The organism is Streptomyces sp. NPDC047042 (assembly GCF_040644035.1).
Lineage (GTDB): Bacteria > Actinomycetota > Actinomycetes > Streptomycetales > Streptomycetaceae > Streptomyces.
The window spans coordinates 74,918-101,517 of record NZ_JBEYVP010000033.1; the positions used below are offsets into that span (position 1 = coordinate 74,918).

The following is a 26,600-nucleotide window of genomic DNA, read 5'->3' on the forward strand; positions in this document are numbered from 1 at the left end:
TGGCTCGGGAAACTGTCGGTGGTTCGTCTGCTGCGGGCGCGTGGGGGCTGGTCGCGCAGTTCCCCGCGCCCCTTGGGTGCGTCCCTGTGCGCCTCTCTCGTCAGTGCGGGAGGCTCTGATGCCGAGTAGTCGTACCGGGCGGGCGCCCGTTCAAGGGGCTGTGCGGGTTCGTAGGCCCGCCAGTCCCCGGCCGCCCCGTGACAACCCTGTAAAACGCCTCCACGCGCGCGTCCAGCGGGCCTGGGACCGGCCGTTGACCGCGTACTACGTGATCCTCGGCGGTTCGCTGCTGATCACGGTGCTCGGGCTGGTGATGGTCTACTCGGCCTCCCAGATCAAGGCGCTCCAGCTGTCGCTGCCCGGGTCCTACTTCTTCCGCAAGCAGTTCCTCGCCGCCACGATCGGCGGCGTGCTGCTGTTCGTGGCCTCGCGCATGCCGGTGAAGCTGCACCGGGCGCTCGCCTACCCGATCCTCGCCGGGTCCGTCTTTCTGATGGTCCTCGTCCAGGTGCCCGGGATAGGGCTGTCCATCAACGGCAACCAGAACTGGATCTCGCTGGGCGGCTCCTTCCAGATCCAGCCGAGCGAGTTCGGCAAGCTCGCCCTGGTGCTGTGGGGCGCCGACCTGATCGCCCGCAAGGAGGACAAGCGGCTGCTCACGCAGTGGAAGCACATGCTGGTGCCGCTGGTCCCGGTGACGTTCATGCTGCTCGGCCTGATCATGCTCGGCGGCGACATGGGGACGGCGATCATCCTCACGGCCATCCTGTTCGGCCTGCTGTGGCTCGCCGGGGCGCCCACGCGACTGTTCGTGGGGGTGCTGTCCGTCGCCGCGTTCATCGGGCTCGTCCTCATCAAGACGAGCCCCAACCGCATGGCCCGCTTCCAGTGCATCGGCGCCACCGAACCGGGCACCGGGGCCAACTCCTGCTGGCAGGCGGTGCACGGAATCTACGCCCTCGCCTCCGGTGGCCTGTTCGGTTCGGGCCTCGGCGCGAGTATGGAAAAATGGGGGCAACTCCCCGAAGCGCACACCGACTTCATCTTTGCCGTCACCGGTGAGGAACTGGGCCTGGCGGGGACGCTGTCGGTGCTCGCCCTCTTCGCGGCTCTAGGCTATGCGGGTATCCGCGTGGCCGGACGCACGGAGGACCCCTTCGTGAGGTACGCCGCGGGAGGTGTGACCACCTGGATCACCGCTCAGGCGGTGATCAACATCGGTGCGGTGCTCGGCCTGCTGCCGATCGCCGGTGTCCCGCTCCCGCTGTTCTCCTACGGGGGTTCCGCCCTGCTGCCGACCATGTTCGCCGTGGGACTGCTGATCGCCTTCGCCCGCGACGAACCGGGTGCGCGGGCGGCGCTTTCGTTGCGGCAACCCCGCTTTGGTAGAAAGCGGGGGGCCGGGGGTCCGGTGTCCGATCGGAGCCCCCGGAGATGGAACACGATGAGACGGCGTGCCTCGGCGGCGCGTACGTCCGGAGAGCGGTGAATTTCGGTGCATGTCGTACTCGCCGGTGGGGGGACCGCCGGCCACATCGAGCCCGCGCTCGCCCTCGCGGACGCCCTGCGCAGGCAGGATCCCACCGTGGGGATCACGGCCCTGGGCACGGAACGCGGTCTGGAGACCCGGCTCGTTCCCGAGCGGGGCTATGACCTGGCGCTGATCCCGGCGGTCCCGCTGCCGCGCAAGCCCACCCCCGAGCTGATCACCGTCCCCGGGCGGCTGCGCGGCACGATCAAGGCCGCCGAGCAGATCCTGGAGCGCACCAAGGCGGACGCGGTCGTCGGCTTCGGCGGCTATGTGGCCCTGCCCGGCTACCTCGCCGCCAAGCGCCTCGGCGTGCCGATCGTCGTCCACGAGGCGAACGCCCGGCCCGGCCTCGCCAACAAGATCGGCTCGCGGTACGCAGCGCAGGTCGCCGTCTCCACCCCGGACAGCAAGCTCCGCGACGCCCGCTACATCGGCATCCCGCTGCGCCGCTCGATCGCCACCCTCGACCGGGCCGCCGTACGGCCACAGGCGCGGGCCGCGTTCGGGCTCGACCCGAGCCTGCCGACGCTGCTGGTCTCCGGCGGCTCACAGGGCGCCCGGCACCTCAACGAGGTGGTCGAGCGGGTCGCGCCCTACCTCCAGCAGGCCGGCATCCAGGTGCTGCACGCGGTCGGCCCGAAGAACGAACTGCCGCAGGTCCACCAGATGCCGGGGATGCCCCCCTACATCCCGGTACCGTACGTGGACCGGATGGACCTCGCGTACGCCGCGGCCGACATGATGCTGTGCCGCGCGGGCGCGATGACCGTCGCCGAACTCTCCGCCGTGGGACTCCCGGCCGCCTATGTCCCGCTGCCCATCGGCAACGGCGAACAGCGGCTGAACGCCCAGCCGGTGGTCAAGGCCGGCGGCGGACTCCTGGTCGACGACGCGGAACTGACCCCCGAGTGGGTGCAGCGGCAGGTCCTTCCCGTGCTCGCCGACCCGCACCGGCTGTACGAGATGTCCCGCGCCGCCAGCGAGTTCGGGCGCCGGGACGCCGACGAGCTGCTCGTCGGCATGGTGTACGAGGCGATCGCCTCACGCCACCGCTAGGCGACGAAGAGGAAGGCAGGCAGGCGTGGCCGGAGGAGCGACGACCGCCGAACGCGGCGAACGACAGCAGGACCCCTCCCGCCCGCCCCGCCTGCCGGGCCTCGTCCGCCGGTTGGGCCCACGCAGGCTTCGTATGATCGTCATCCTGGCCCTCGCCCTGGTCCTCCTCGGCGGGGGCGCCCTCTGGGTGCTCTACGGATCCCGGTGGACCCATGTGGAGCGCGTGTCGGTGTCGGGAACCGACGTTCTGACGCAGGCGCAGGTGCGCGAAGCAGCCGACGTGCCCGTCGGGAAACCGCTTGTTTCCGTCGACGTGGACGCCATTGAGTCCCGACTGCTCAGGAAATTGCCCCGAATTGACTCGGTTGAGGTCACTCGGTCCTGGCCGCACGGAATCGGGCTGAAAGTGGTCGAACGCACCCCTGTCCTGATTGTCGAAAGCACCGGTAAAGGGGGCAAGTATGTCGAAGTGGACGCGAAAGGCGTGCGATTCGCGACGGTTTCAGTTGCCCCGGAAGGTGTACCCGCATTGCAATTGACGCTGTCCGGGACCGGATCGCAGACCGCCAGTCTGCGCCGCTTCGGCAGCGACCGGCTGGTGCGCGAGGCGGTGCGGGTGGCGGGCGATCTGCCGAGTGCCGTCGCGCGCGCCGTCAAGGCGGTCAAGGTCCGCTCGTACGACTCCATCTCGCTGGAGTTGGGCGACGGCCGGACCGTCGCGTGGGGGAGCGGCGAGAGGGGCGGGGCGAAGGCCCGTGCGCTCACCGCTCTGATGAAAGCGGCTCCCGGTGCGCGGCACTTCGACGTGAGCGTCCCCACCGCCCCCGCGTCATCAGGGAGTTGACGTCTGTCGGCGCAGGCCAGCACCCTGGTTGGGCATCGCTATGGCTGATCACATAGGGTGAAAAGAAAAACGGGAGGTTCGGCGTGTTCGTTGAACGTGCGCCACTTGTCGACTTAGTGTCCTGTTCGGAAGAGTCCAAGGAACAGACACACTGGTAACCCTAAACTTCAACGTTAGGGTTCGGGTCGGCGTTCGGACCGTCCCACTTCGGCATGAGTTGTCCGTTCGCCGCACCGCGAACGGCGACACGTAACTCGAGGCGAGAGGCCTTCGACGTGGCAGCACCGCAGAACTACCTCGCAGTCATCAAAGTCATCGGTGTCGGCGGCGGTGGTGTCAACGCCATCAACCGGATGATCGAGGTCGGTCTGAAGGGCGTCGAGTTCATCGCCATCAACACCGATGCTCAGGCGCTGTTGATGAGCGACGCCGACGTCAAGCTCGACGTCGGCCGCGAACTCACCCGCGGACTCGGCGCCGGCGCCAACCCGGCCGTCGGCCGCAAGGCGGCAGAGGACCACCGCGAGGAGATCGAGGAGGTCCTCAAGGGGGCCGACATGGTCTTCGTGACGGCCGGCGAGGGCGGCGGCACCGGCACCGGCGGCGCGCCCGTCGTGGCCAACATCGCCCGCAACCTCGGCGCCCTCACCATCGGCGTGGTCACCCGCCCGTTCACCTTCGAGGGACGGCGCCGCGCCAACCAGGCCGAGGACGGCATCGCGGAACTCCGCGAAGAGGTCGACACCCTCATCGTCATCCCCAACGACCGGCTGCTGTCCATCTCGGACCGCCAGGTCTCGGTCCTCGACGCGTTCAAGTCGGCGGACCAGGTCCTGCTCTCCGGCGTCCAGGGCATCACCGACCTGATCACCACCCCCGGTCTGATCAACCTCGACTTCGCCGACGTCAAGTCCGTGATGTCCGAGGCCGGTTCGGCCCTCATGGGCATCGGCTCCGCCCGTGGCGACGACCGCGCGGTGGCGGCGGCCGAGATGGCGATCTCCTCGCCGCTGCTCGAGGCCTCCATCGACGGCGCCCGGGGCGTCCTGCTCTCCATCTCCGGCGGCTCCGACCTCGGCCTGTTCGAGATCAACGAGGCCGCACAGCTGGTCAGCGAGGCCGCGCACCCCGAGGCCAACATCATCTTCGGCGCGGTCATCGACGACGCGCTCGGCGACGAGGTCCGGGTCACGGTCATCGCGGCCGGCTTCGACGGGGGCCAGCCCCCGGCCAAGCGCGACAACATCCTCGGCTCGGCCGGCGCCAAGCGCGACGAACCGACGCCGGTCCGGTCCTCCGCCGAGAGCCGTCCGTCCTTCGGGTCGCTCGGCAGCGTCACCCCGAGGGAGGCCCCGGCGCCCGCCCCGGAGCCGGTCAACGAACTCCCGGTCTCCCCGCCGGTCCCGCCGTCCCGGTCCTACTCGGACAGCGCGGCCGAGGAACTGGACGTGCCGGACTTCCTGAAGTGATAGGGCAGCGCTCCGAAACGAGCGACACGAGCGGCGCGCACTTCGCCTTCACCGACCGGTGGGGCGGAGTGAGCGCCGTTCCGTACGAGGAGCTCAACCTCGGCGGCGCGGTCGGCGACGACCCGGCCGCCGTCCGCACCAACCGTGAACTGGCCGCCAAGTCCCTGGGTCTCGACCCGGAGCGGGTGGTCTGGATGAACCAGGTGCACGGCAACGACGTCGCCGAGGTCGACGGGCCGTGGGCCGGCCGGCCCGTCCCGCCCGTCGACGGCCTGGTCACCGCGACCAGTGGTCTCGCCCTCGCCGTCCTGACCGCCGACTGCGTCCCGGTGCTGCTGGCCGACCCGGTCGCCAAGGTGGTCGCCGCGGCCCACGCGGGCCGGCCCGGCCTGGTCGCCGGGATCGTCCCCGCCGCCGTGGAGGCCATGGAGTCGCTGGGCGCCGACCCCGCCCGTATCGTCGCCCGCACCGGCCCGGCGGTCTGCGGCCGGTGCTACGAAGTTCCGCGGGAGATGCGCGCCGATGTCGCCGCCGTCGAGCCCGCCGCGGCCGCCGAGACCAGCTGGGGCACCCCGGCCGTCGACGTGGTCGCGGGGGTGCACGCGCAGCTGGAGCGGCTCGGGGTGCGCGACCGGCAGCAGTCGCCGGTGTGCACGCGGGAGTCCGCCGACCACTTCTCGTACCGCCGAGACCGCACGACCGGGCGGCTCGCAGGCTATGTCTGGCTGGACTGATAGGACATGACGGACCGTAAGGGCGAACTCGCCGCAAATCTGGCGGCAGTCGAGGAGCGTATCGCGGGGGCCTGCGCGGCCGCGGGCCGCAAGCGGGAGGAGGTGACGCTGATCGTCGTCACCAAGACCTACCCCGCGAGCGATGTGCGGATCCTGTGGGAGCTCGGTGTGCGGCATGTGGCCGAGAACCGTGACCAGGACGCGGCACCCAAGGCCCAGGAATGCGCGGATCTGTCGCTCACCTGGCACTTCGTGGGTCAGTTGCAGACCAACAAGGTGCGTTCCGTGGTCGGTTACGCCGGTGTCGTGCAGTCCGTCGACCGCGACCGGCTGGTCACCGGGCTGTCCAAGGAGGCCGTACGGGCGGGGCGCGAGGTGGGCTGTCTGATCCAGGTCGCGCTGGACGCCGGGGAGAGCGGCCGGGGGGAGCGCGGGGGCGTGGGGCCGGGCGGGATCGAGGAGTTGGCCGACCTCGTCGCCGGGGCCGAGGGGCTCAGACTCGACGGGCTGATGACGGTCGCACCGCTGACCGGACCGTACGCCGGACGTGAACTTGAGGCGTTCGAGCGGCTGATGGATTTGTCGACTGCTATGCGCCGCAGGCATCCGGCTGCGAACATGGTGTCCGCAGGGATGAGTGCGGACCTCGAAAAGGCCGTGACGGCCGGGGCGACACATGTACGCGTCGGCAGTGCGGTACTCGGAGTCCGTCCCAGGCTCGGGTAACGTCGCCAGGAAGTCGGACCACAGCAGAAAATATGGTCATTACCGCCGAGAGGCGGCATAACGACCTCGTGGATCGCGGGCACTTGGCATTCGTCAGTCGATCCACCACAGAGCGGAGGACTCAGAGCATGGCCGGCGCGATGCGCAAGATGGCGGTCTACCTCGGCCTCGTGGAGGACGATGGGTACGACGGCCGGGGATTCGACCCCGATGACGACTTCGAGCCCGAACTCGATCCGGAGCCCGAGCGCGACCTGCGGCGGCGTGAGCCCTCGCACCAGCCGCACGGTTCGCATCAGTCCCACCAGCCGCACCAGTCACAAAGGGACGAATCGGTACGAGTGGTGCAGCCGTCCGCTCCGCGTGATCCGGTGCCTCATTCCGCTTCGCTCGGTGCGGATTCCGGGCGTCCGGCGCGGATCGCGCCCGTGGCGTCCATCACACAAGAACGCCAGAGCCTGGAGAAGAACGCACCGGTGATCATGCCCAAGGTCGTGTCGGAACGAGAGCCTTACCGGATCACCACGCTTCACCCCCGGACGTACAACGAGGCCCGTACCATCGGGGAACACTTCCGTGAGGGCACCCCTGTGATCATGAATCTCACTGAGATGGATGACACAGATGCGAAGCGACTTGTCGACTTTGCGGCCGGTTTGGTGTTTGGTCTTCACGGCAGCATCGAGCGGGTGACGCAGAAGGTGTTCCTGTTGTCGCCTGCTAACGTCGATGTCACGGCGGAGGACAAGGCCCGCATCGCAGAGGGCGGGTTCTTCAATCAGAGCTGAGACGCACGACCGGAACAGCAGTAATCAGGCAATACCAGTAGTAGTACCCAGCAGCATGGAAACAGGGGAGAGGTAAGCGCGGATCATGAGCGTGGTTGGACAGGTTCTCTACATCGCGCTGATGTGCTTCCTCATCGTGCTGATCTTCCGGTTGGTCATGGACTACGTCTTCCAGTTCGCCCGCTCATGGCAGCCCGGCAAGGCGATGGTGGTCGTTCTGGAGGCCACCTACACTGTCACCGATCCACCGCTCAAGCTTCTGCGGCGGTTCATCCCGCCGTTGCGTCTCGGGGGCGTGGCGCTTGACCTGTCCTTCTTCGTACTGATGATCATCGTGTACATCCTGATCACCGTCGTCAGGTCGGTGTTGGTGTGAACGATACGGTCTTGCCGAATGCCGACGACTACGTTGAGGTGAAGAGATGCCATTGACCCCCGAGGATGTGCGGAACAAGCAGTTCACGACCGTCCGCCTCCGAGAAGGCTATGACGAGGACGAGGTCGATGCGTTCCTCGACGAGGTCGAAGCCGAACTGACCCGCCTGCTCCGCGAGAACGAGGACCTGCGCGCCAAGCTGGCCGCTGCCACGCGCGCCGCTGCACAGAACCAGCAGCAGGGCATGCGCAAGCCTCCGGAACAGCAGGACCAGCAGGGCATGCAGCAACAGGGTATGCAGCAACAGGGCATGCCCCAGCAAGGCATGCCTCAGCAGGGAATGCCGCAGCAGGGCATGCGAGGCCCGGGCGGCCCGGTGCCCGCCGGAATATCGGGCCCGCCGCAGCAGCAGATGGGTGGCCCCATGGGTGGCCCGCCCCAGCTGCCCAGCGGTGCGCCGCAGTTGCCCCCCGGCCCCGGTGGCCAGGGCGGTCCGCAGGGTCCCGGCCCGATGGGTCAGGGCCCCATGGGCCAGAACCCGATGCAGGGACAGATGGGTCAGGGCCCCATGGGCCAGGGTCCGATGCAGGGTCAGATGGGCCAGGGCGGCATGCCCGGCCAGATGCAGCAGATGCCCGGTCAGCAGATGCAGGGCCAGATGCAGCAGATGGGCGGCCCGATGGGCGGTCCCATGGGTGGCCCGATGGGCGGCCCCGGTCAGGGTCCCGGTGGCGACAGCGCCGCGCGTGTTCTCTCGCTGGCCCAGCAGACCGCCGACCAGGCGATCGCCGAGGCTCGTTCCGAGGCCAACAAGATCGTCGGCGAGGCACGCAGCCGCGCCGAGGGCCTGGAGCGCGACGCCCGTGCCAAGGCCGACGCTCTTGAGCGGGACGCCCAGGAGAAGCACCGTGTCGCGATGGGCTCCCTGGAGTCCGCCCGCGCCACCCTGGAGCGCAAGGTCGAGGATCTGCGTGGCTTCGAGCGCGAGTACCGCACCCGCCTGAAGTCCTACCTGGAGTCGCAGCTGCGTCAGCTGGAGACCCAGGCCGACGACTCGCTGGCCCCGCCGCGCACTCCCGCCACGGCCTCCCTGCCGCCGTCCCCGGCGCCCTCGATGGCTCCGGCCGGCGCCGGTGCCCCGTCGTACGGCGGTAACCAGGGCATGGGTGGTCCCGGCCCTGCTGCCCCGTCCTACGGCGGCCAGCAGCAGATGTCCCCGGCCATGACCCAGCCCATGGCTCCGGTCCGGCCGCAGGGCCCGTCTCCCATGGGTCAGGCTCCTTCACCGATGCGTGGCTTCCTGATCGACGAGGACGACAACTGACGGCCTCTAGTACGCCTTAGGCGTCGTCGGCGTTCAGGGCGGGGCCCCGGATTTTTCCGGGGCCCCGCCCTTTTGCGTGGCCCCTCGCCCGCCGAGGACGCCGAAGGCCCGGTGCCGCCAGGTTCTGGCGGGACCGGGCCCTCGTACGCGCTCTCCGTGCGGCCGTTACGCCTTGCGCAGGCGGAACGTCAGCGACAGGCCCTCGTCGGTGAACGGGTCCCCGTAGGTGTCGTCCGCCTCACCCCCGCCGAAGTCCGTCGCCAGGACCTCGTCGGCGATCAGGCCCGAGTGCTCGGCCAGGGCCGCGGTGACCGCCGGGTCCGTGGACGACCAGCGCAGTGCGATGCGGTCCGCCACGTCGAGGCCGCTGTTCTTGCGGGCCTCCTGGATCAGCCGGATCGCGTCACGGGCGAGGCCCGCCTGACGCAGCTCCTCCGTGATCTCCAGGTCGAGGGCGACCGTCGCGCCCGAGTCGGACGCCACCGACCAGCCCTCGCGGGGGGTCTCCGTGATGATGACCTCGTCCGGGGCCAGCGTGACCGTCTCGCCGTCGACCTCCACCGACGCCGTGCCCGCGCGCAAAGCGAGGGACAGCTCGGCCGCGTCGGCGTTCGCGACGGACTTCGCCACGTCCTGGACGCGCTTGCCGAACCGCTTGCCCAGGGCGCGGAAGTTGGCCTTGGCGGTGGTGTCGACCAGCGAGCCGCCGACGTCGGACAGGGACGCGAGGGAGGTGACGTTGAGCTCCTCCGTGATCTGCGCGTGCAGTTCCCGGTCGAGGCTGTCGAAGCCGGCCGCCGCGACCAGCGCGCGGGACAGCGGCTGCCGGGTCTTCACGCCCGACTCCGCGCGCGTGGCACGGCCGAGCTCGACCAGCCGTCGTACGAGCACCATCTGCTTCGACAGTTCCGGGTCGATCGCGGACAGGTCCGCCTCGGGCCACGTCGTCAGATGGACGGACTCCGGGGCGCCCGGCGTCACCGGCACCACCAGGTCCTGCCAGACCCGCTCGGTGATGAACGGGGTCAGCGGGGCCATCAGCTGCGTGACCGTCTCGACGACCTCGTGCAGGGTGCGCAGCGCGGCCTTGTCGCCCTGCCAGAAGCGGCGCCGGGACCGGCGGACGTACCAGTTGGACAGGTCGTCGACGAACGCCGACAGGAGCTTGCCGGCGCGCTGGGTGTCGTACGCCTCCAGGGACTGCGTCACCTGGTCGGTGAGCGCGTGCAGTTCGGACAGGAGCCAGCGGTCCAGGACCGGGCGGTCGGCCGGGGCCGGGTCCGCCGCCGACGGCGCCCAGTTCGACGTACGCGCGTACAGGGCCTGGAAGGCGACCGTGTTCCAGTAGGTGAGGAGCGTCTTGCGGACGACCTCCTGGATGGTGCCGTGTCCGACGCGGCGGGCCGCCCACGGGGAACCGCCGGCCGCCATGAACCAGCGCACCGCGTCCGCGCCGTGGCGGTCCATCAGGGGGATCGGGTCCAGGGTGTTGCCCAGGTGCTTGGACATCTTGCGGCCGTCCTCGGCGAGGATGTGGCCGAGGCACACCACGTTCTCGTAGGACGACTTGTCGAAGACCAGGGTGCCGACCGCCATCAGCGTGTAGAACCAGCCGCGGGTCTGGTCGATGGCCTCGCTGATGAACTGCGCGGGGTAACGGGACTCGAACAGTTCCTTGTTCTTGTACGGGTATCCCCACTGCGCGAACGGCATCGAACCCGAGTCGTACCAGGCGTCGATGACCTCCGGCACGCGCGTGGCCGTCTGTCCGCAGCCGCCCTGGGGGCAGGCGAAGGTGACCGCGTCGATGAACGGGCGGTGCGGGTCCAGGCCCGACTGGTCGGTGCCCGTGAGCTCGGTCAGCTCCGCGAGGGAGCCGACGGCCGTGAGGTGGTCCTCCTCGCAGCGCCAGATCGGGAGCGGGGTGCCCCAGTAGCGGTTGCGGGAGAGCGCCCAGTCGATGTTGTTGTTCAGCCAGTCGCCGTAACGGCCGTTCTTGACCGTGTCCGGGAACCAGTTGGTCTTCTCGTTCTCCTGGAGGAGACGGTCCTTGACGGCGGTGGTGCGGATGTACCAGGACGGCTGCGCGTAGTAGAGGAGCGCGGTGTGGCAGCGCCAGCAGTGCGGGTAGCTGTGCTCGTACGGGATGTGCTTGAAGAGGAGGCCGCGCTGCTGGAGGTCCTCGGTGAGCTGTTCGTCGGCCTTCTTGAAGAAGACGCCGCCCACGAGGGGGACGTCCGCCTCGAAGGTACCGTCCGGGCGGACGGGGTTGACGACCGGCAGGCCGTACGAGCGGCAGACCTTGAGGTCTTCCTCACCGAAGGCGGGGGACTGGTGGACCAGACCCGTACCGTCCTCGGTCGTCACGTACTCCGCGTTGACCACGTAGTGGGTGGGGACGTCCGCCGGGAACTCCACCAGCTCGAACGGACGTTGATAGGACCAGCGCTCCATCTCGGCGCCGGTGAAGGTCTGGCCGGTGGGCTGCCAGTCCTCACCGAGCGCCTTGGTGAGCAGCGGCTCGGCGACGACCAGCTTCTCGGTGCCGTCCGTCGCCACGACATAGGTGACGTCGGGGTGGGCGGCGACCGCGGTGTTGGAGACGAGGGTCCAGGGCGTCGTGGTCCAGACGACGAGTGCGGCCTCGCCGGCCAGGGGACCGGAGGTGAGCGGGAAACGGACGTACACGGACGGGTCGACGACCGTCTCGTAGCCCTGGGCCAGCTCGTGGTCCGACAGGCCCGTGCCGCAGCGCGGGCACCAGGGGGCTACGCGGTGGTCCTGGGTCAGCAGGCCCTTGTTGAAGATCTCCTTCAGCGACCACCACACCGACTCGATGTACTCGGGGTCCATCGTGCGGTAGGGGTCGTGGAGGTCGGTCCAGTACCCCATGCGGGTCGTGAGCGCCTCGAAGGCGTCGGTGTGACGGGTCACCGACTCGCGGCACTTGGCGTTGAACTCGGCGATGCCGTACGCCTCGATGTCCTGCTTGCCGGAGAAGCCGAGCTCCTTCTCGACCGCCAGTTCCACCGGGAGGCCGTGGCAGTCCCAGCCGGCCTTGCGGGCCACGTGGTAGCCGCGCATGGTGCGGAAGCGGGGGAACACGTCCTTGAAGACGCGGGCCTCGATGTGGTGGGCGCCGGGCATGCCGTTGGCGGTGGGCGGGCCCTCGTAGAACACCCATTCGGGGCGGCCCTCGGACTGCTCGAGGCTCTTGGCGAAGATCTTCTGCTCGTGCCAGAACTCGAGCACGGCGTGCTCGAGGGCGGGCAGGTCGACCTGGGCGGGCACCTGGCGGTACGTCGGCGTTGTCATCAGCGAGCTTCCTCCGGCGGACTTTCTGCCTTCCGTCGGAGGGACGAGAGCCGGAATTCTCCGGACGCCGTGTACGGCGTACTCCCGCGGTACCACCCTCCTTGGCCCCCCGGTGCCTCGTGCGCACCGTTGAGCCCCCTCATTGGGGTCGCGATACCGGGTCTACTGGCCTCGGCGGTGGCTGTTCGCCTCGCTGCGGCTTTCTTCCGGCGGCTCCGGGGTGATCTTCGCGTCGCGCTCACCCCCGGGCTTCCACCGTCCCCGGGTCGCTCTGGGCTGCGTACGCCGCTACTCGTCCCCATCCACGCTTCTCGCTCCGCCCAGTGTACGGCGCCCCACCGACAGCGGCCGACCGGTTTTCCCGCCACCCGAACGGCACGCGTCCGGGTGTCCGGATTCCGGGACGTCCGGCCCGGCGGATTACCCGGCGGAGAGCTGGGCACAACGCTTGCAGGCTCGCCCCGCGGGAGCGGTGGGGTGGGCGGATCGGGTGACGTGCCCCGTTGCCGCGGGACTCAAGTCGATTTATCGTCCCAGCACGATTCGCGTGCAAGATCCCAATATGTGAAGGGGCCGCGGCCATGGTGGCGAAAAAGACCGCCGTACAGCAGTCGGCGTCCAGCAGTTCCACGGGATCCACGGCCGCGGGGGCCTCCGGCGGTGGCAAGGGCACGGACGGGAAGAAGAGCGCCATCGGGAAGGGCGCCGCCAAGAAGACGACGGCCGCGAAGGCGGTGGCGGGGAAATCGGCCGCCAAGAAGGCCGTCGTCAGGAAACGCACCTCCACGAAGACCACGGCCACGAGCACGGCCACGAGCACGGCCAAGAGCACGGCCAACAAGGCGGGCGCGGCGGAGGCCGCGACGAAGACGGGAGCCACGACAGTGGTTGCGAAGAAGAGTTCTGGCACGGCCACGGCGGCCAAGAAGCCCAGCGCGGTACCCAAGGCGCGGATCGTCGGGGCGGCGGAACCGGGCGAGCTCGCCGTACGCCCCGGTGAGGACCCGTGGACTCCCGAGGAGGTGGCGGAGGCGCGCGCCGAGCTGCAGTCCGAGGTGGTGCGGCTGCGCGCCGAGATCGCGACCTCGGAGCAGTCGCTCGTCGGTCTCATGCGGGACTCGGGGGACGGCGCGGGCGACGACCAGGCGGACACCGGCACCAAGAACATCACGCGCGAGGGGGAGATGGCACTGGCGGCCAACGCGCGCGAGATGCTGGTCCAGGACGAGCGGGCCCTGGAACGGCTGGACGCGGGCACGTACGGCCTGTGCGAGAACTGCGGCAACGCGATCGGCAAGGCGCGTATGCAGGCCTTCCCGCGCGCGACGCTGTGTGTCGAGTGCAAGCAGAAGCAGGAGCGACGCTACTGACCGCTTCCCGGGAGGCGTGTCGTACTCTCGTCCTCAGTCAGGAACCTAGGTTGAGGGACTCACGTGGCAGAGGCGGAGCGCATCATCGGTACGCCGGACATCCCAGAGGCGGCGGGAGCCGAACCGGAGACCCCGGACGAGCGGCCCCGGGGCAGGCGCCGGATCCTCGTCCTGTTCACGGTCGCCGCGCTGGCGTACGCCCTGGACCTCGTCAGCAAGATGATCGTGGTCGCCAAGCTGGAGCACCACGCGCCGATCGAGATCATCGGGGACTGGCTGAAGTTCGAGGCGATCCGCAACGCGGGCGCCGCCTTCGGCATGGGTGAGGCCTTCACCGTGATCTTCACGGTCATCGCGGCGTCGGTGATCGTCGTGATCGCCCGTCTGGCCCGCAAGCTCTACAGCCTGCCCTGGGCGATCGCGCTCGGTCTGCTGCTCGGCGGCGCGCTGGGCAACCTGACCGACCGGATCTTCCGCTCGCCGGGCGTCTTCGAGGGCGCGGTCGTCGACTTCATCGCGCCCAAGCACTTCGCGGTCTTCAACCTCGCCGACTCGGCGATCGTCTGCGGTGGCATCCTGATCGTCCTGCTGTCCTTCAAGGGCCTCGACCCGGACGGGACCGTCCACAAGGACTGAGGGCCCGGGAGGGGTTTGTCCACAGGCCCGGTCGGGGGTGCCGGGCCCGTCCGGCATACTCGACAGGTGAGTACGATTCCCGAGATCCGCAACCTGCCCGTGCCGGACGGCCTGGAGGGCGAGCGCGTCGACGCCGCCATCTCCCGGATGTTCGGCTTCTCCCGTACGAAAGCAGCCGAGCTGGCCGCAGCCGGGAAGGTCATGGTCGACGGCTCGGTGGTCGGCAAGTCGGAGCGGGTGCACGGCGGTGCCTGGCTCGAGGTCGAGATGCCGCAGGCGCCCGCGCCCGTGCAGGTGGTGGCCGAGCCGGTCGAGGGCATGGAGATCGTGCACGACGACGACGACATCGTCGTGATCGTCAAGCCCGTCGGCGTGGCCGCGCACCCGTCGCCCGGCTGGACCGGGACGACCGTCATCGGCGGGCTCGCCGCCGCCGGCTACCGCATCTCCACCTCCGGTGCCGCCGAGCGCCAGGGCATCGTGCACCGGCTCGACGTCGGCACCTCCGGCCTGATGGCGGTCGCCAAGTCGGAGCGCGCGTACACGTCGCTCAAGCGCCAGTTCAAGGAGCGCACGGTCGACAAGCGCTATCACACGCTGGTCCAGGGCCACCCCGACCCGATGAGCGGCACGATCGACGCGCCCATCGGCCGGCACCCCCAGCACGACTACAAGTGGGCGGTCACGGCCGAGGGCAAGCCGTCCGTCACGCACTACGACCTCATCGAGGCGTTCCGCGCGGCCTCCCTGCTCGATGTGAAGCTGGAGACGGGCCGCACCCACCAGATCCGCGTCCACATGGCCGCCCACCGCCACCCCTGCGTCGGCGACCTCACCTACGGCGCGGACCCGACGCTCGCCAAGCGGCTCGGCCTGACCCGCCAGTGGCTGCACGCCGTACGCCTCGGCTTCGAACACCCGGGGGACGGGACATGGGTCGAGTTCGAGAGCGACTACCCCGACGACCTGGCCACCGCCCTGGAGCGGGTGCGTGAGGAGACGTACGGATGACCCTCCCGTCGTACGTGGTGCGGGTCGCCGGGGACCCCGCCGACCGCGAGGCCTGTTTCGCGGTGCGCAAGGAGGTCTTCGTCGTCGAGCAGGGTGTGCCGGAGGATCTGGAGTACGACGAGTTCGACGCGGGCGCGCTGCATGTGCTGGCCGTCCGGGAGGACGGGGTGGCGCTCGGTACGGGGCGGTTGCTGTACGGGGCGGCGGCGGCCGGGCGGACCGGGGGTGATCTGTCCGTGGGGGCGCTCGGGCGGCTCGCGGTGCGGAAGGAAGCGCGGGGGTCGGGGGTGGGGGTCGCTCTTGTGCGGGGGATCGAGGGGGCGGCTCGTGAGCTGGGGCTCGGTGCGGTGGATCTGCATGCGCAGACCGCTGCGGCGGGGTTTTACGAGCGGCTCGGTTATGTGGGGTACGGGGGCGAGTTCTTCGAGGCGGGGATTGCGCATCTTGGGATGCGCCGCCTTTTTTAGGGTTTTTCTCCCGCCCGCGCACCGCCCGTTTCCAGTTCGTTGAGGGGTGGGGCTCTCCTGTGGGGGTGCTTCTTCGTTGGCGGCTACCCGGTTGGGGTCAGGTTCGGCCTGCTACCCGGGGGGTTTCGTAGGCCCTGCGGGTCTGGTGGGTGAAGTGCGTGCCCGGGGGTGGGGTCGCGTCCGCCGTGTTTACTCGGGGGAGGGCGTACGGGTGCTGTTCGGTCAGCCAGCGGATCATGCCCTCGCGGACGTGCACCCGGACCTTCCAGACGTCGTCCGCGTCCTTCGCCGTCACCAGCGCGCGTACCTCCATGGTGCTCGGGGTGGAGTCGGTGACGGACAGGTCGCAGGCGCGGCCGTCCCAGGCCGGGCACTCGCGCAGCAGGTCCCGGAGCTTCTCGCGCATCGCCTCCATGGGCGCGGTGTGGTCCAGGTGCCAGAAGACGATGCCGGTCATCTGGGCACCGCCCCGCGACCAGTTCTCGAAGGGCTTCGAGGTGAAGTAGGAGACCGGCATCGTGATGCGGCGCTCGTCCCAGGTGCGCACGGTCAGGAACGTCAGCGTGATCTCGTCGACCGTGCCCCACTCGCCGTCCACCACGACCGTGTCGCCCATGCGCACCATGTCGCCGAAGGCGATCTGGAACCCCGCGAACATGTTGCTCAGCGTCGACTGGGCCGCCACACCGGCGACGATGCCCAGGACACCGGCGGAGGCCAGCAAGGAGGCGCCGGCCGCGCGCATCGCCGGGAACGTCAGCAGCATCGCCGCCACCGCCACGACGCCCACGACCGCCGTGACCACCCGCATGATCAGCGACACCTGGGTACGGACCCGGCGGACCCTGGCCGGGTCGCGGTGGGCACGGGCGTAACGGGAGTACGTGGTGTCCACGATCGCCGCCGAGATGCGCACGATCAGCCACGCCGCCGAGCCGATCAGGACCAGCGTCAGGGCCCGGGCGACGCTGACCTCGTGGCCGGGGAGCAGATCGGCCTGGTCGTACGACCCTCTGAGCAGCGCCGCGCACAGGAGGAGCTGGTAGGGCACGCGGCCCCGCCGCAGCAGGCCCCACAACGGGGTCTCGGTCTGTCGTTCGTCCGCCTTGCGCAGCAGACGGTCCGTGACCCAGCCGATGAGCAGCGTGAGCACGACCGAGCCACCCAGGACGATCAACGGGCGCAGTACGTTCTCCATGCCGGAGAACGTAACCGTAGAAGGGCGGTCATGAACATGTGGCCCCGGGTGTGCTGGCACACATGCCGGTTGGGGAGGCCGTTGCCGGTGGGGTCGTTGTCAGTGGTGGCTGGCACGATGTGTGCATGAACGTCATGCTCTTTCACTCGACCTACGGGCTTCGCCCCGCCGTGCGTGGCGCGGCGGACCGGCTGCGGGCGGCCGGACACGAGGTGTGGACCCCCGACCTCTTCGAAGGGCGCACCTTCGAGACCGTCGAGGAGGGCATGGCATTCAAGGACTCCATAGGCAAGGACGAGCTGCTCAAGCGGGCGATCCTGGCCGCCGCGCCCTACTCCGGGCGCGGTCTGGTGTACGCGGGGTTCTCCTTCGGTGCCGCGACCGCGCAGACGCTGGCGCTGGGCGACGACAGGGCGCGCGGGCTGTTGCTGCTGCACGGCACGTCCGACATCGCCGAGACGGCGTCGGTGGACGAGCTGCCGGTCCAGCTGCATGTGGCCGAGCCGGACGCGTTCGAGACCGACGACTGGCTGAGTTCCTGGTATCTCCAGATGGGCAAGGTGGGCGCCGATGTCGAGGTCTACCGGTATGCCGGAGCCGGTCACCTCTACACCGACCCGGAACTGCCGGACTACGACGAGGAGGCGGCCGAGGCCACCTGGCGGGTGGCGCTCGGCTTCCTCGACAGCCTGTAGGCACTGCAGCCCGTAGGTACTACACCGGGTTGTACGTCCGCTCCATCCGCTGGGTGCCGCTGGGCGTGCGGTACGAGCGCCACCAGGCCGAGGTGGCGTTCGGCTTCGTGCGGTCGGACAGTACGTAGTAGTCCATCTGCGCGCGGTCGGCGGTGATGTCCAGGACGCCATAGCCGTGGCGGTCGGTGTCGACCCAGTGGACATGCCGGTTCGCCGCGCGGATGATCGGCGCGGCGAGTGCGGTGACGGTGCCCTCGGGGACCTTGAGGATGTCGTCGAGGTTGTCGGAGGTGACCGACGTGACGACGAACTCCGTGGCCGCCGAGGGGGACAGCGGGTAGGTGCCGGCGTCCACGGGCACGTCGTTGGCCCACGCCATGTGGATGTCGCCGGTCAGGAAGACGGTGTTGCGGATGGCGTTCGCGCGGAGGTGGGCGAGGAGTTCACGCCGGTCGTCCGTGTAGCCGTCCCACTGGTCGGTGTTGAGGGCGAGGCCCTCCTTGGGCAGGCCGAGCAGCTCGGCGAGGGGCTTGAAGAGGTCGGCGGTGAGGGAGCCGATGGCGAACGGCGAGATCATCACCGAGTTCCCGACCAGCCGCCAGGTGGTGTCCGAGGCCTTCAGCCCGGCCTTCAGCCAGTCCAGTTGGGCCCGGCCGGTGATCGTACGCGCCGGATCGTCGACCGAACCGCTGCCCGTGGACACCTGCTGCGAGCGGAAGGAACGCAGATCGAGGAGGGACAGGTCGGCGAGCTTGCCGAAGCGCAGGCGCCGGTAGGTGGTGCCCGCGATCGCCGGGCGGACCGGCATCCACTCGAAGTAGGCCTGCTTGGCCGCGGCCTGGCGGCTCGACCAGGTGCCCTCCGCGCCCTCGGTGTGGTTCTCGGCGCCGCCGGACCAGGCGTCGTTGGCGAACTCGTGGTCGTCCCAGATGGCGATGACGGGAGCCGCCGCGTGGAGGGACTGCAGGTCAGCATCGCTCTTGTAACGGCCGTGGCGTACGCGGTAGTCGGCGAGCGTGAGGATCTCGTGGGCGGGGGAGTGCGGGCGTACGACGGTGCCGCGGGTGCCGTAACCGCCGGTGCCGTACTCGTAGATGTAGTCGCCGAGGTGCAGCCAGGCGTCCAGGTCGCCGCGGGCCGCGAGATGGCGGTACGAGGAGAAGTAGCCGGCTTCCCAGTTGGCGCAGGAGACCACACCGAAACGCAGTCCTGCCACGGCGGCGTCGGCGGCGGGCGCCGTGCGGGTGCGGGCGGCGGGGGAGTCGGTGCCGCCGGCCGAGAAGCGGAACCAGTAGTCCGTGGCGGGCGCGAGGCCCCGGATGTCCGCCTTGACGGTGTGGTCGGAGGCCGCCGTGGCGGTCGTCGACCCCTTGGAGACGATGTTCGTGAACGCCTTGTCGCGGGCGACGATCCAGCTCACCTCGGTGTCCGGGCCGATCCCGGACCCGGGTATCGCCTCGGCGGTGGGCGTCACGCGCGTCCACAGCAGGACGCCGTCCGGCAGCGGATCGCCGGAGGCGACCCCGTGCAGGAAGGCAGGGGTCTCGGCGGCGGCGCGGGCGGGCAGCGCGGCGGCCAGCGGCCCGGCCAGCACCGCGGTCGCGGCGGCGGCCTTGACGACCGTACGGCGGCGTGGGGCGAGGGAGTTGACCCGGGCGCCCATGGACTCGGAGGAAGAACGTCGACTGGTCACGGGCGCTGAGATTACTGACCGGTAAGGCCGAAGAGCGGGCGAACGTCAAAAGTTCGCCCGCTCTTCGGCTGATCGTCCACCGGGACCGAGCGGCGGACCGTACGACAGGCGCCGGGAACGCCCCGGAACCCGCTGCTCAGGCCTTCAGCGCGGCATCGATCGCGGTGTTGAAGTCGGTGACCGACATGGGCGCGTTGTCACTGCCCGGGGCCGTGAGCTTCTTGCCGTCCATCACCAGGCTCGGCGTGCCGTTGACGCCGTCCTTGTTGGTGTTGAACGTCTGGGACATCGCCAGTGCCCAGGCGTCGTACGTGCCGTTCTTGACGGCGGTCTGGAACTTCGTGTTGTTCTTGAGCGCGGGGACCGTGTCCGCCACCTTGATCAGGTAGTCGTCGCTCTTGAACTTGTCGTCCGTCTCCTCGGGGTGGTACTTCGTCGAGTAGAGGGCGGTCTTGTACTCGAGGAACGCTTCCGGGCTCACGTTCAGCGCGGCGCCCATGGCGCTCATCGCGTTCTTGGAGCCCTCGCCGCGGGAGCCGATCGCGATCTTCCCGTTGTCGTCGGTGTCGCCGTCGAGGAACGTTCCGCCGATGTACTGGATCTTGAACTTGCCCGCGTCGAAGTCCGCCTTCAGCGTCGGGCCGACCGTCTCCTCGAACTGGGCGCAGATCGGGCAGCGCGGGTCCTCGTACAGCTTGAGGGTCTTCTTCGCGGTGCTCTTGCCGAGGATCACCGTCGTGCCGTCGGTGCCCGTGGTGTTGGCCGGCGCGACGATCTTCTCGTCCTTCGCCGCGTCCCAGTAGCCCGGCTTGTTGTTCTGCACGACCGCGTAGCCGATACCGCCGGCTATCGCGAGGACGGCGACGACGGCACCGGCCACGATGACCTGCCGCTTGGCCTTGTCGCGCTTGGCCTGGCGCTCGCGCTCCTCGCGAAGCCGCTCACGTGCCGCGCTCTTGGACGCCTGGCTGTTCCGCTTGCTCATGCTGGTGATCTCCCTGGGAACGCGTACGCGTCATGGGCGTCGTACGCGGAAACGAATGAACGAATGAGGGTGTTGCCGGTGCGCGTCGCTCCGCGCTGTCGCTCGGGCCGGGGGCGCCGCTCAGGCGAAGGCGAGCGGGCTCTGGCCCGGGCTCGGCGGCCCTCGTCGTCCCAGGGAGTGGACGAACAGGCGCGTGCGGAGGGTGGCGACGCGGCGAGCCGGTCGCGGCAGGCGGCGTACCGCCGGGGCGGACCGGACGGTGACCGCGGCGGCGGCCAGCAGCAGCGGGCGGAAGGTGGAGGCGGTGAGCGAGTCCAGCAACTGGGCCAGGGCCCGTTCGCCCCGGCGCAGCCAGGCGGCGGCCAGCAGCCCCACGCCGACGTGCGCGGCCAGCAGCAGCCACGCGGTGGAGGGGCCCGCGTGGGCGAGCAGGGCCGTCACCCGGTCGGTGTCGGCGCCCGTCACCCGGGACAGCGGGGTGCCCACGCCGTCACCGGCGCACAGCACGTCGAAGCCGACCGAGCGCAGCGGACCGGCGACCGGGCCGCCCGCCCGGCCGTAACAGACCGTCTGACCGGTGGTGAAGACCGTGTCGGCGGCCAGTTCCAGCGGGACCAGCAGAGCCGCGATCCGGGCGAAGCCGCGCTCGCGGCCGGCCAGCGCGTACGCGACGACGAAGACGGCGGCGGCGATCACCGCCACCGTCCCCATCGGCAGCGGGACCCTGGACAGCAGCACGTGCGACGCGCTGCTGAGCGTCACGACGAGTGCCGTGAACAGCGCCGCGCGTACGGCTCTGAGGTGGGTCCCGGATATGTCCATAGCGGAGGAGAGTGTGTCATGGACTCTCGTAAGAGGCCCCTAAAAAGTCCCTGTGAACCCGTGCACGCTCCGATGACGGAACCTCTAGAGGCCCGGGATCCGGCCGTTGCGGAACAGGTCCACGAAGATCTGGTGGTCGCGACGCGCGCGTGCGCCGTACTCGTGGGCGAAGTCCACCAGGACGTCCGCGAAGCCCGCCTCGTCGGCCGCGATCACCGCGTCGATGGCCCGCTCCGTGGAGAAGGGCACCAGGGACTCGCCGGACTGGTCGTCCGCCGCCGCGTGCATCGTGGCCGTGGCCCGGCCCAGGTCGGCGACGACGGCCGCGATCTCCGCCGGGTCGTCGATGTCGCCCCAGTCCAGGTCCACGGCGTACGGGGACACCTCGGCGACCAGCTGGCCGCGCCCGTCCAGCTCGGTCCAGCCGAGCCACGGGTCGGCGTGGTCCTGGAGGGCGCGCTGCGAGATCACCGTGCGGTGGCCCTCGTGCTGGAAGTAGCCGCGGATGGCCGGGTCGGTGATGTGCCGGGAGACGGCCGGGGTCTGGGCCTGCTTGATGTAGATCACCACATCGTTCTCCAGGGCGTCCGTGGCGCCCTCCAGAAGGATGTTGTACGAGGGCAGCCCGGCCGAGCCGATGCCGATGCCCCGGCGGCCCACGACGTCCTTCACCCGGTAGGAGTCCGGGCGGGTCAGCGACGACTCCGGCAGCGTCTCCAGGTAGCCGTCGAAGGCGGCCAGCACCTTGTAACGCGTGGCCGCGTCCAGCTCGATGGAGCCGCCGCCCGGCGCGAAGCGGCGCTCGAAGTCGCGGATCTCCGTCATCGAGTCGAGCAGTCCGAACCGGGTCAGCGAGCGCGCGTCACGCAGCGCGTCCAGCAGCGGCCCCTGAGCGGTGTCCAGGGTGAACGGCGGCACCTCGTCGCTCTTCGCGCCGGTGGCCAGCGCCCGGATGCGCTCGCGGTACGCGCCCGCGTACGTGCGCACCAGCGCGGTGATCTGCTCGTCGGAGAGGGCCTTCGCGTACCCGATGAGGGCCAGCGAGGCGGCGAGGCGCTTGAGGTCCCAGGTGAAGGGGCCGACGTACGCCTCGTCGAAGTCGTTGACGTTGAAGATCAATCGGCCCTGCGCGTCCATGTACGTGCCGAAGTTCTCCGCGTGCAGGTCGCCGTGGATCCACACGCGCGAGGTGCGGTCGTCCAGGTACGGTCCGCCCCGCCGGTCCGCGTCCAGGTCGTGGTAGAAGAGGCACGCCGTACCCCGGTAGAACGCGAACGCGGAAGCCGCCATCTTGCGGAACTTCACGCGGAACGCGGCCGGATCGGCGGCCAGGAGCTCGCCGAACGCGGTGTCGAAGACGGTGAGGATCTCCTCGCCGCGGTGCTCGGCGCTGAGCTTCGGGACCGACATCGCTGGGTGCCTCCTGGTGCGGGTGATGCGTGACGAATGGGGCCGGACGGGCCGCCCGGCGGGACGGACGATGCCGTCGTCCCTCCAACGTCCGAAGGTACGCCCCAGTGCCCGCGACCCGCCCACGAAGGTAGGGGGAGCAGCCTCCCGCTGTCAGTGCCGAGGCATAGACTTCGTCGCTGTCCCCCCGGACTGCCCGCAGCCTGTCGCCGAGTGTTTTCCATGGAGGCCACGCCGTGTCAAAGCCGCCGTTCACGCACCTGCACGTCCACACCCAGTACTCGCTGCTGGACGGTGCCGCGCGGCTCAAGGACATGTTCAACGCGTGCAACGAGATGGGCATGACCCATATCGCCATGTCCGACCACGGCAACCTCCATGGGGCGTACGACTTCTTCCACACCGCCAAGAAGGCGGGCGTCACGCCGATCATCGGCATCGAGGCGTATGTGGCGCCGGAGTCGCGGCGCAACAAGCGCAAGATCCGCTGGGGCCAGCCGCACCAGAAGCGCGACGACGTGTCCGGTTCGGGTGGTTACACGCACAAGACGATCTGGGCGGCCAACGCGACGGGCCTGCACAACCTGTTCCGGCTCTCCTCGGACGCCTACGCGGAGGGCTGGCTGCAGAAGTGGCCGCGCATGGACAAGGAGACCATCTCGCAGTGGTCCGAGGGGCTCATCGCCTCCACGGGCTGCCCCTCCGGTGAGCTCCAGACCCGGCTGCGCCTCGGCCAGTTCGACGAGGCGCTGAAGGCGGCCTCCGAGTACCAGGACATCTTCGGCAAGGACCGGTACTTCCTGGAGTTGATGGACCACGGGATCGAGATCGAGCACCGGGTCCGTGACGGTCTCCTGGAGATCGGCAAGAAGCTCGGCATCCCGCCCCTGGTGACGAACGACTCGCACTACACGTACCCGCACGAGGCGGGCGCGCACGACGCGCTGCTGTGCATCCAGACCGGCAAGAACGTCTCCGACCCGGACCGCTTCAAGTTCGACGGCTCCGGCTACTACCTGAAGTCCACGGACGAGATGTACGCCGTCGACTCCTCCGACGCGTGGCAGCAGGGCTGTGCCAACACCCTCCTGGTGGCCGAACAGATCGACACCTCCGGCATGTTCGAGGCGAAGAACCTCATGCCGAAGTTCGACATCCCGGACGGCTTCACCGAGATCACCTGGTTCCAGGAGGAGGTCCGCCGCGGCATGGCCCGCCGCTTCCCCGGCGGTGTCCCCGAGGACCGCCAGAAGCAGGCCGAGTACGAGATGGACGTCATCATCCAGATGGGGTTCCCGGGGTACTTCCTCGTCGTCGCCGACTTCATCATGTGGGCCAAGAGCCAGGGCATCGCGGTGGGCCCCGGCCGTGGTTCGGCGGCCGGTTCGATCGTCGCGTACGCCATGGGCATCACCGACCTCGACCCGATCCCGCACGGTCTGATCTTCGAGCGGTTCCTCAACCCCGAGCGCGTCTCCATGCCCGACGTCGACATCGACTTCGACGAACGCCGGCGCGTCGAGGTGATCCGCTACGTGACCGAGAAGTACGGCGCCGACAAGGTCGCCATGATCGGCACGTACGGCAAGATCAAGGCGAAGAACGCCATCAAGGACTCCGCGCGCGTGCTGGGCTACCCGTACGCGATGGGCGACCGGCTCACCAAGGCCATGCCCGCCGACGTCCTGGGCAAGGGCATCGACCTCAACGGCATCACCGACCCCTCGCACCCGCGTTACAGCGAGGCCGGCGAGATCCGGGCGATGTACGAGAACGAGCCGGACGTCAAGAAGGTCATCGACACCGCCAAGGGCGTCGAGGGCCTGGTCCGGCAGATGGGTGTGCACGCGGCCGGCGTCATCATGTCCAGCGAGCCCATCGTCGACCACGCTCCCGTGTGGGTGCGGCACACCGACGGTGTGACCATCACACAGTGGGACTACCCGCAGTGCGAGTCGCTCGGCCTGCTCAAGATGGACTTCCTGGGCCTGCGCAACCTGACCATCATGGACGACGCCGTCAAGATGGTGAAGGCCAACAAGGGCGTCGAACTCGACCTGCTGGCCCTGCCGCTGGACGACCCGGCGACCTTCGAACTCCTCCAGCGCGGCGACACCCTCGGGGTGTTCCAGTTCGACGGCGGGCCCATGCGCTCGCTGCTGCGGCTGATGAAGCCCGACAACTTCGAGGACATCTCCGCCGTCTCCGCGCTCTACCGTCCCGGCCCGATGGGCATGGACTCGCACACCAACTACGCGCTGCGCAAGAACAAGCTCCAGGAGATCACCCCGATCCACAAGGAGCTGGAGGAGCCTCTCGAGGAGGTCCTCGCGGTCACCTACGGTCTGATCGTCTACCAGGAGCAGGTGCAGAAGGCCGCCCAGATCATCGCCGGGTACTCGCTCGGCGAGGCCGACATCCTGCGCCGCGTGATGGGCAAGAAGAAGCCCGACGAACTGGCCAAGAACTTCACCATCTTCCAGGCCGGCGCCAAGAAGAACGGCTACAGCGACGAGGCGATCCAGGCCCTGTGGGACGTCCTGGTCCCGTTCGCCGGATACGCCTTCAACAAGGCACACTCGGCCGCCTACGGTCTGGTCTCCTACTGGACCGCCTATCTGAAGGCGAACTTCCCGGCCGAGTACATGGCCGGTCTGCTCACCTCGGTCAAGGACGACAAGGACAAGTCCGCGATCTATCTGAACGAGTGCCGGCGCATGGGCATCAAGGTGCTCCCGCCCAACGTCAACGAGTCGATGTCCAACTTCGCCGCCCAGGGCGACGATGTGATCCTCTTCGGCCTGTCCGCGGTGCGCAACGTCGGTACGAACGTCGTCGACTCGATCATCAGGTCCCGCAACGCCAAGGGGAAGTACGCGTCCTTCCCCGACTACCTCGACAAGGTCGAGGCCGTCGTCTGCAACAAGCGGACCACGGAGTCGCTGATCAAGGCCGGCGCGTTCGACAGCATGGGGCACACCCGCAAGGGCCTCACCGCCCACTTCGAGCCCATGATCGACAACGTGGTCGCGGTGAAGCGGAAAGAGGCCGAGGGCCAGTTCGACCTCTTCGGCGGCATGGGCGACGAGGACACCAGCGAGCCCGGTTTCGGTCTCGACGTCGAGTTCACCACCGACGAGTGGGACAAGGCCTACCTCCTCGCCCAGGAGCGGGAGATGCTCGGTCTGTACGTCTCCGACCACCCGCTCTTCGGCCTCGAACACGTCCTGTCCGACAAGGCCGACGCCGGTATCGCCCAGCTCACCGGCGGCGAGCACGCGGACGGCGCGGTCGTCACCATCGGCGGCATCATCTCGGGTCTGCAGCGCAAGATGACCAAGCAGGGCAACGCCTGGGCCATCGCCACCGTCGAGGACCTCGCCGGTTCCATCGAGTGCATGTTCTTCCCGGCGACCTACCAGCTGGTGTCCACCCAACTCGTCGAGGACGCCGTCGTGTTCGTCAAGGGACGCCTCGACAAGCGGGAGGACGTGCCCCGGCTGGTCGCGATGGAACTCCAGGTCCCGGACCTGTCCAACGCGGGCACCAACGCGCCGGTGATCCTCACCATCCCCGCCCTGAAGGTCACCCCGCCGATGATCAGCAGGCTCGGCGAGATCCTCAGCCATCACAAGGGCGAGAGCGAGGTCCGCATCCGGCTCCAGGGACCGAGCAAGACGACGGTCCTGCGGCTCGACCGCCACCGGGTGAAGCCGGACCCGGCCCTCTTCGGCGACCTGAAGGTGCTGCTCGGACCGTCCTGTCTGGCCGGCTGAGCAACTGACGTGAGCGAGGGGCGCGCCCTGAACGGGTGCGCCCCTCGCTGTGCCCGGGCTTCAACAGCCCGTCGTGCGGATGCCCGTGGTACTCGAGCGGGCTCAGTTGTGGCCGAAGCGCTTCTGCCGGCCCTTGCGCGCCATGTCACCGGGAGTCACCTGGCTGATGCGCTGCTCGGCCTGCGACTCCATCGAGGAGGACTTCGCCTGCTCGGCACCGCGCTCGGCCTGGGACGCCTGTGTCTGCGGGCGACTCTGCTTCTTGTTCTTGGCCATGGTGATCTTCCTCCTGAGGGGGATCTAGGGGCCAGGACCGAGTTCAGATTCACACGGCCCGACAAAGCGTGCATGTCGGAGAATTACCGTGCGTAATA

22 protein-coding genes are annotated in these 26,600 nt (G+C 69.2%); 15 read left to right on the forward strand and 7 right to left on the reverse strand.

The genetic code is table 11. The features are described from left to right. Positions 1-118: 118 nt before the first annotated feature. The 9 genes from ftsW to ABZ855_RS33695 all read left to right on the forward strand — a co-directional run bounded on the left by ftsW (position 119) and on the right by ABZ855_RS33695 (position 8,848). The gene (gene ftsW / locus ABZ855_RS33655; protein WP_360813312.1) at positions 119-1,489 is read left to right on the forward strand and encodes a putative lipid II flippase FtsW; all 1,371 of its coding nucleotides are present in this window, start codon (positions 119-121) and stop codon (positions 1,487-1,489) included. A gap of 6 nt (positions 1,490-1,495) precedes the next feature. Next, positions 1,496-2,587, forward strand: coding sequence for an undecaprenyldiphospho-muramoylpentapeptide beta-N-acetylglucosaminyltransferase (gene murG / locus ABZ855_RS33660; RefSeq protein ID WP_319199520.1), 1,092 nt, complete (start codon positions 1,496-1,498; stop codon positions 2,585-2,587). A 25-nt stretch (positions 2,588-2,612) separates the two neighbouring features. Then, positions 2,613-3,431: an FtsQ-type POTRA domain-containing protein gene (locus tag ABZ855_RS33665; protein ID WP_360813313.1), complete on the forward strand. Its 819-nt coding sequence runs from the start codon at positions 2,613-2,615 to the stop codon at positions 3,429-3,431. Between the two features lie 275 nt (positions 3,432-3,706). Further along, positions 3,707-4,900 carry a cell division protein FtsZ gene (gene ftsZ, locus ABZ855_RS33670; RefSeq protein WP_360813314.1) on the forward strand — a complete coding sequence of 398 codons (1,194 nt, stop codon included), beginning with the start codon at positions 3,707-3,709 and terminating at the stop codon, positions 4,898-4,900. Next, a complete protein-coding gene (gene pgeF / locus ABZ855_RS33675; protein ID WP_360813315.1) occupies positions 4,897-5,634 on the forward strand; it encodes a peptidoglycan editing factor PgeF in 738 nt (245 codons plus the stop codon). The genes ftsZ and pgeF overlap by 4 nt, the downstream gene beginning before the upstream one ends. Positions 5,635-5,640: 6 nt before the next feature. Continuing rightward, the gene (locus ABZ855_RS33680) at positions 5,641-6,360 is read left to right on the forward strand and encodes a YggS family pyridoxal phosphate-dependent enzyme (protein ID WP_360813316.1); all 720 of its coding nucleotides are present in this window, start codon (positions 5,641-5,643) and stop codon (positions 6,358-6,360) included. 128 nt (positions 6,361-6,488) lie between these two features. Then, positions 6,489-7,148, forward strand: a complete 660-nt coding sequence (sepF, locus tag ABZ855_RS33685; RefSeq protein ID WP_319199525.1) for a cell division protein SepF — start codon at positions 6,489-6,491, stop codon at positions 7,146-7,148. An 85-nt stretch (positions 7,149-7,233) separates the two neighbouring features. Beyond that, positions 7,234-7,524 carry a YggT family protein gene (locus tag ABZ855_RS33690; protein ID WP_319199526.1) on the forward strand — a complete coding sequence of 97 codons (291 nt, stop codon included), beginning with the start codon at positions 7,234-7,236 and terminating at the stop codon, positions 7,522-7,524. A gap of 46 nt (positions 7,525-7,570) precedes the next feature. Further along, the gene (locus ABZ855_RS33695) at positions 7,571-8,848 is read left to right on the forward strand and encodes a DivIVA domain-containing protein (RefSeq protein ID WP_319199527.1); all 1,278 of its coding nucleotides are present in this window, start codon (positions 7,571-7,573) and stop codon (positions 8,846-8,848) included. A gap of 165 nt (positions 8,849-9,013) precedes the next feature. On the opposite strand, the gene ileS is transcribed toward ABZ855_RS33695, so the two are convergent. After that, positions 9,014-12,163: an isoleucine--tRNA ligase gene (gene ileS, locus ABZ855_RS33700; protein ID WP_360813317.1), complete on the reverse strand. Its 3,150-nt coding sequence runs from the start codon at positions 12,161-12,163 to the stop codon at positions 9,014-9,016. A 581-nt stretch (positions 12,164-12,744) separates the two neighbouring features. Here ileS and ABZ855_RS33705 point away from each other — a divergent pair. From ABZ855_RS33705 to ABZ855_RS33720, 4 genes are all read left to right on the forward strand, one after another. Beyond that, entirely contained in the window at positions 12,745-13,533 is a 789-nt protein-coding gene (locus ABZ855_RS33705; protein ID WP_360813318.1) for a TraR/DksA family transcriptional regulator, read from the forward strand. A gap of 63 nt (positions 13,534-13,596) precedes the next feature. Further along, positions 13,597-14,169 carry a signal peptidase II gene (gene lspA / locus ABZ855_RS33710; protein ID WP_360813319.1) on the forward strand — a complete coding sequence of 191 codons (573 nt, stop codon included), beginning with the start codon at positions 13,597-13,599 and terminating at the stop codon, positions 14,167-14,169. Positions 14,170-14,235: 66 nt separating this feature from the next. Then, positions 14,236-15,180, forward strand: coding sequence for an RluA family pseudouridine synthase (locus tag ABZ855_RS33715; protein WP_360813320.1), 945 nt, complete (start codon positions 14,236-14,238; stop codon positions 15,178-15,180). Beyond that, entirely contained in the window at positions 15,177-15,647 is a 471-nt protein-coding gene (locus ABZ855_RS33720) for a GNAT family N-acetyltransferase (protein ID WP_360813321.1), read from the forward strand. The genes ABZ855_RS33715 and ABZ855_RS33720 overlap by 4 nt, the downstream gene beginning before the upstream one ends. A 97-nt stretch (positions 15,648-15,744) precedes the next feature. Here ABZ855_RS33720 and ABZ855_RS33725 read toward each other — a convergent pair whose 3' ends face one another. Next, complete coding sequence (locus ABZ855_RS33725) at positions 15,745-16,845, reverse strand: mechanosensitive ion channel domain-containing protein (protein ID WP_360813322.1); 1,101 nt, start codon at positions 16,843-16,845, stop codon at positions 15,745-15,747. A 125-nt stretch (positions 16,846-16,970) separates the two neighbouring features. On the opposite strand from ABZ855_RS33725, the gene ABZ855_RS33730 reads away from it, so the two are divergent. Further along, positions 16,971-17,540 (forward strand): dienelactone hydrolase family protein, encoded by a 570-nt coding sequence (locus ABZ855_RS33730; RefSeq protein WP_360813323.1) that lies wholly within the window; start codon positions 16,971-16,973, stop codon positions 17,538-17,540. 19 nt (positions 17,541-17,559) lie between these two features. On the opposite strand, the gene ABZ855_RS33735 is transcribed toward ABZ855_RS33730, so the two are convergent. From ABZ855_RS33735 to ABZ855_RS33750, 4 genes are all read right to left on the reverse strand, one after another. Next, positions 17,560-19,233, reverse strand: a complete 1,674-nt coding sequence (locus tag ABZ855_RS33735) for an alkaline phosphatase D family protein (RefSeq protein WP_360813324.1) — start codon at positions 19,231-19,233, stop codon at positions 17,560-17,562. A gap of 136 nt (positions 19,234-19,369) precedes the next feature. Next, a complete protein-coding gene (locus tag ABZ855_RS33740; protein ID WP_360813325.1) occupies positions 19,370-20,218 on the reverse strand; it encodes a thioredoxin domain-containing protein in 849 nt (282 codons plus the stop codon). Between the two features lie 120 nt (positions 20,219-20,338). Further along, complete coding sequence (locus tag ABZ855_RS33745) at positions 20,339-21,040, reverse strand: hypothetical protein (RefSeq protein ID WP_360813326.1); 702 nt, start codon at positions 21,038-21,040, stop codon at positions 20,339-20,341. A gap of 84 nt (positions 21,041-21,124) precedes the next feature. Continuing rightward, on the reverse strand, positions 21,125-22,450 hold the full coding sequence (locus ABZ855_RS33750) for a DUF2252 domain-containing protein (protein WP_360813327.1): 1,326 nt from the start codon (positions 22,448-22,450) through the stop codon (positions 21,125-21,127). A 236-nt stretch (positions 22,451-22,686) separates the two neighbouring features. On the opposite strand from ABZ855_RS33750, the gene dnaE reads away from it, so the two are divergent. Then, positions 22,687-26,226, forward strand: a complete 3,540-nt coding sequence (gene dnaE / locus ABZ855_RS33755) for a DNA polymerase III subunit alpha (RefSeq protein ID WP_360813328.1) — start codon at positions 22,687-22,689, stop codon at positions 26,224-26,226. A gap of 102 nt (positions 26,227-26,328) precedes the next feature. Here the strand turns inward: dnaE and ABZ855_RS33760 are convergent, their stop codons facing one another. Further along, positions 26,329-26,502: a hypothetical protein gene (locus ABZ855_RS33760; RefSeq protein WP_319199540.1), complete on the reverse strand. Its 174-nt coding sequence runs from the start codon at positions 26,500-26,502 to the stop codon at positions 26,329-26,331. Positions 26,503-26,600 lie beyond the last annotated feature (98 nt).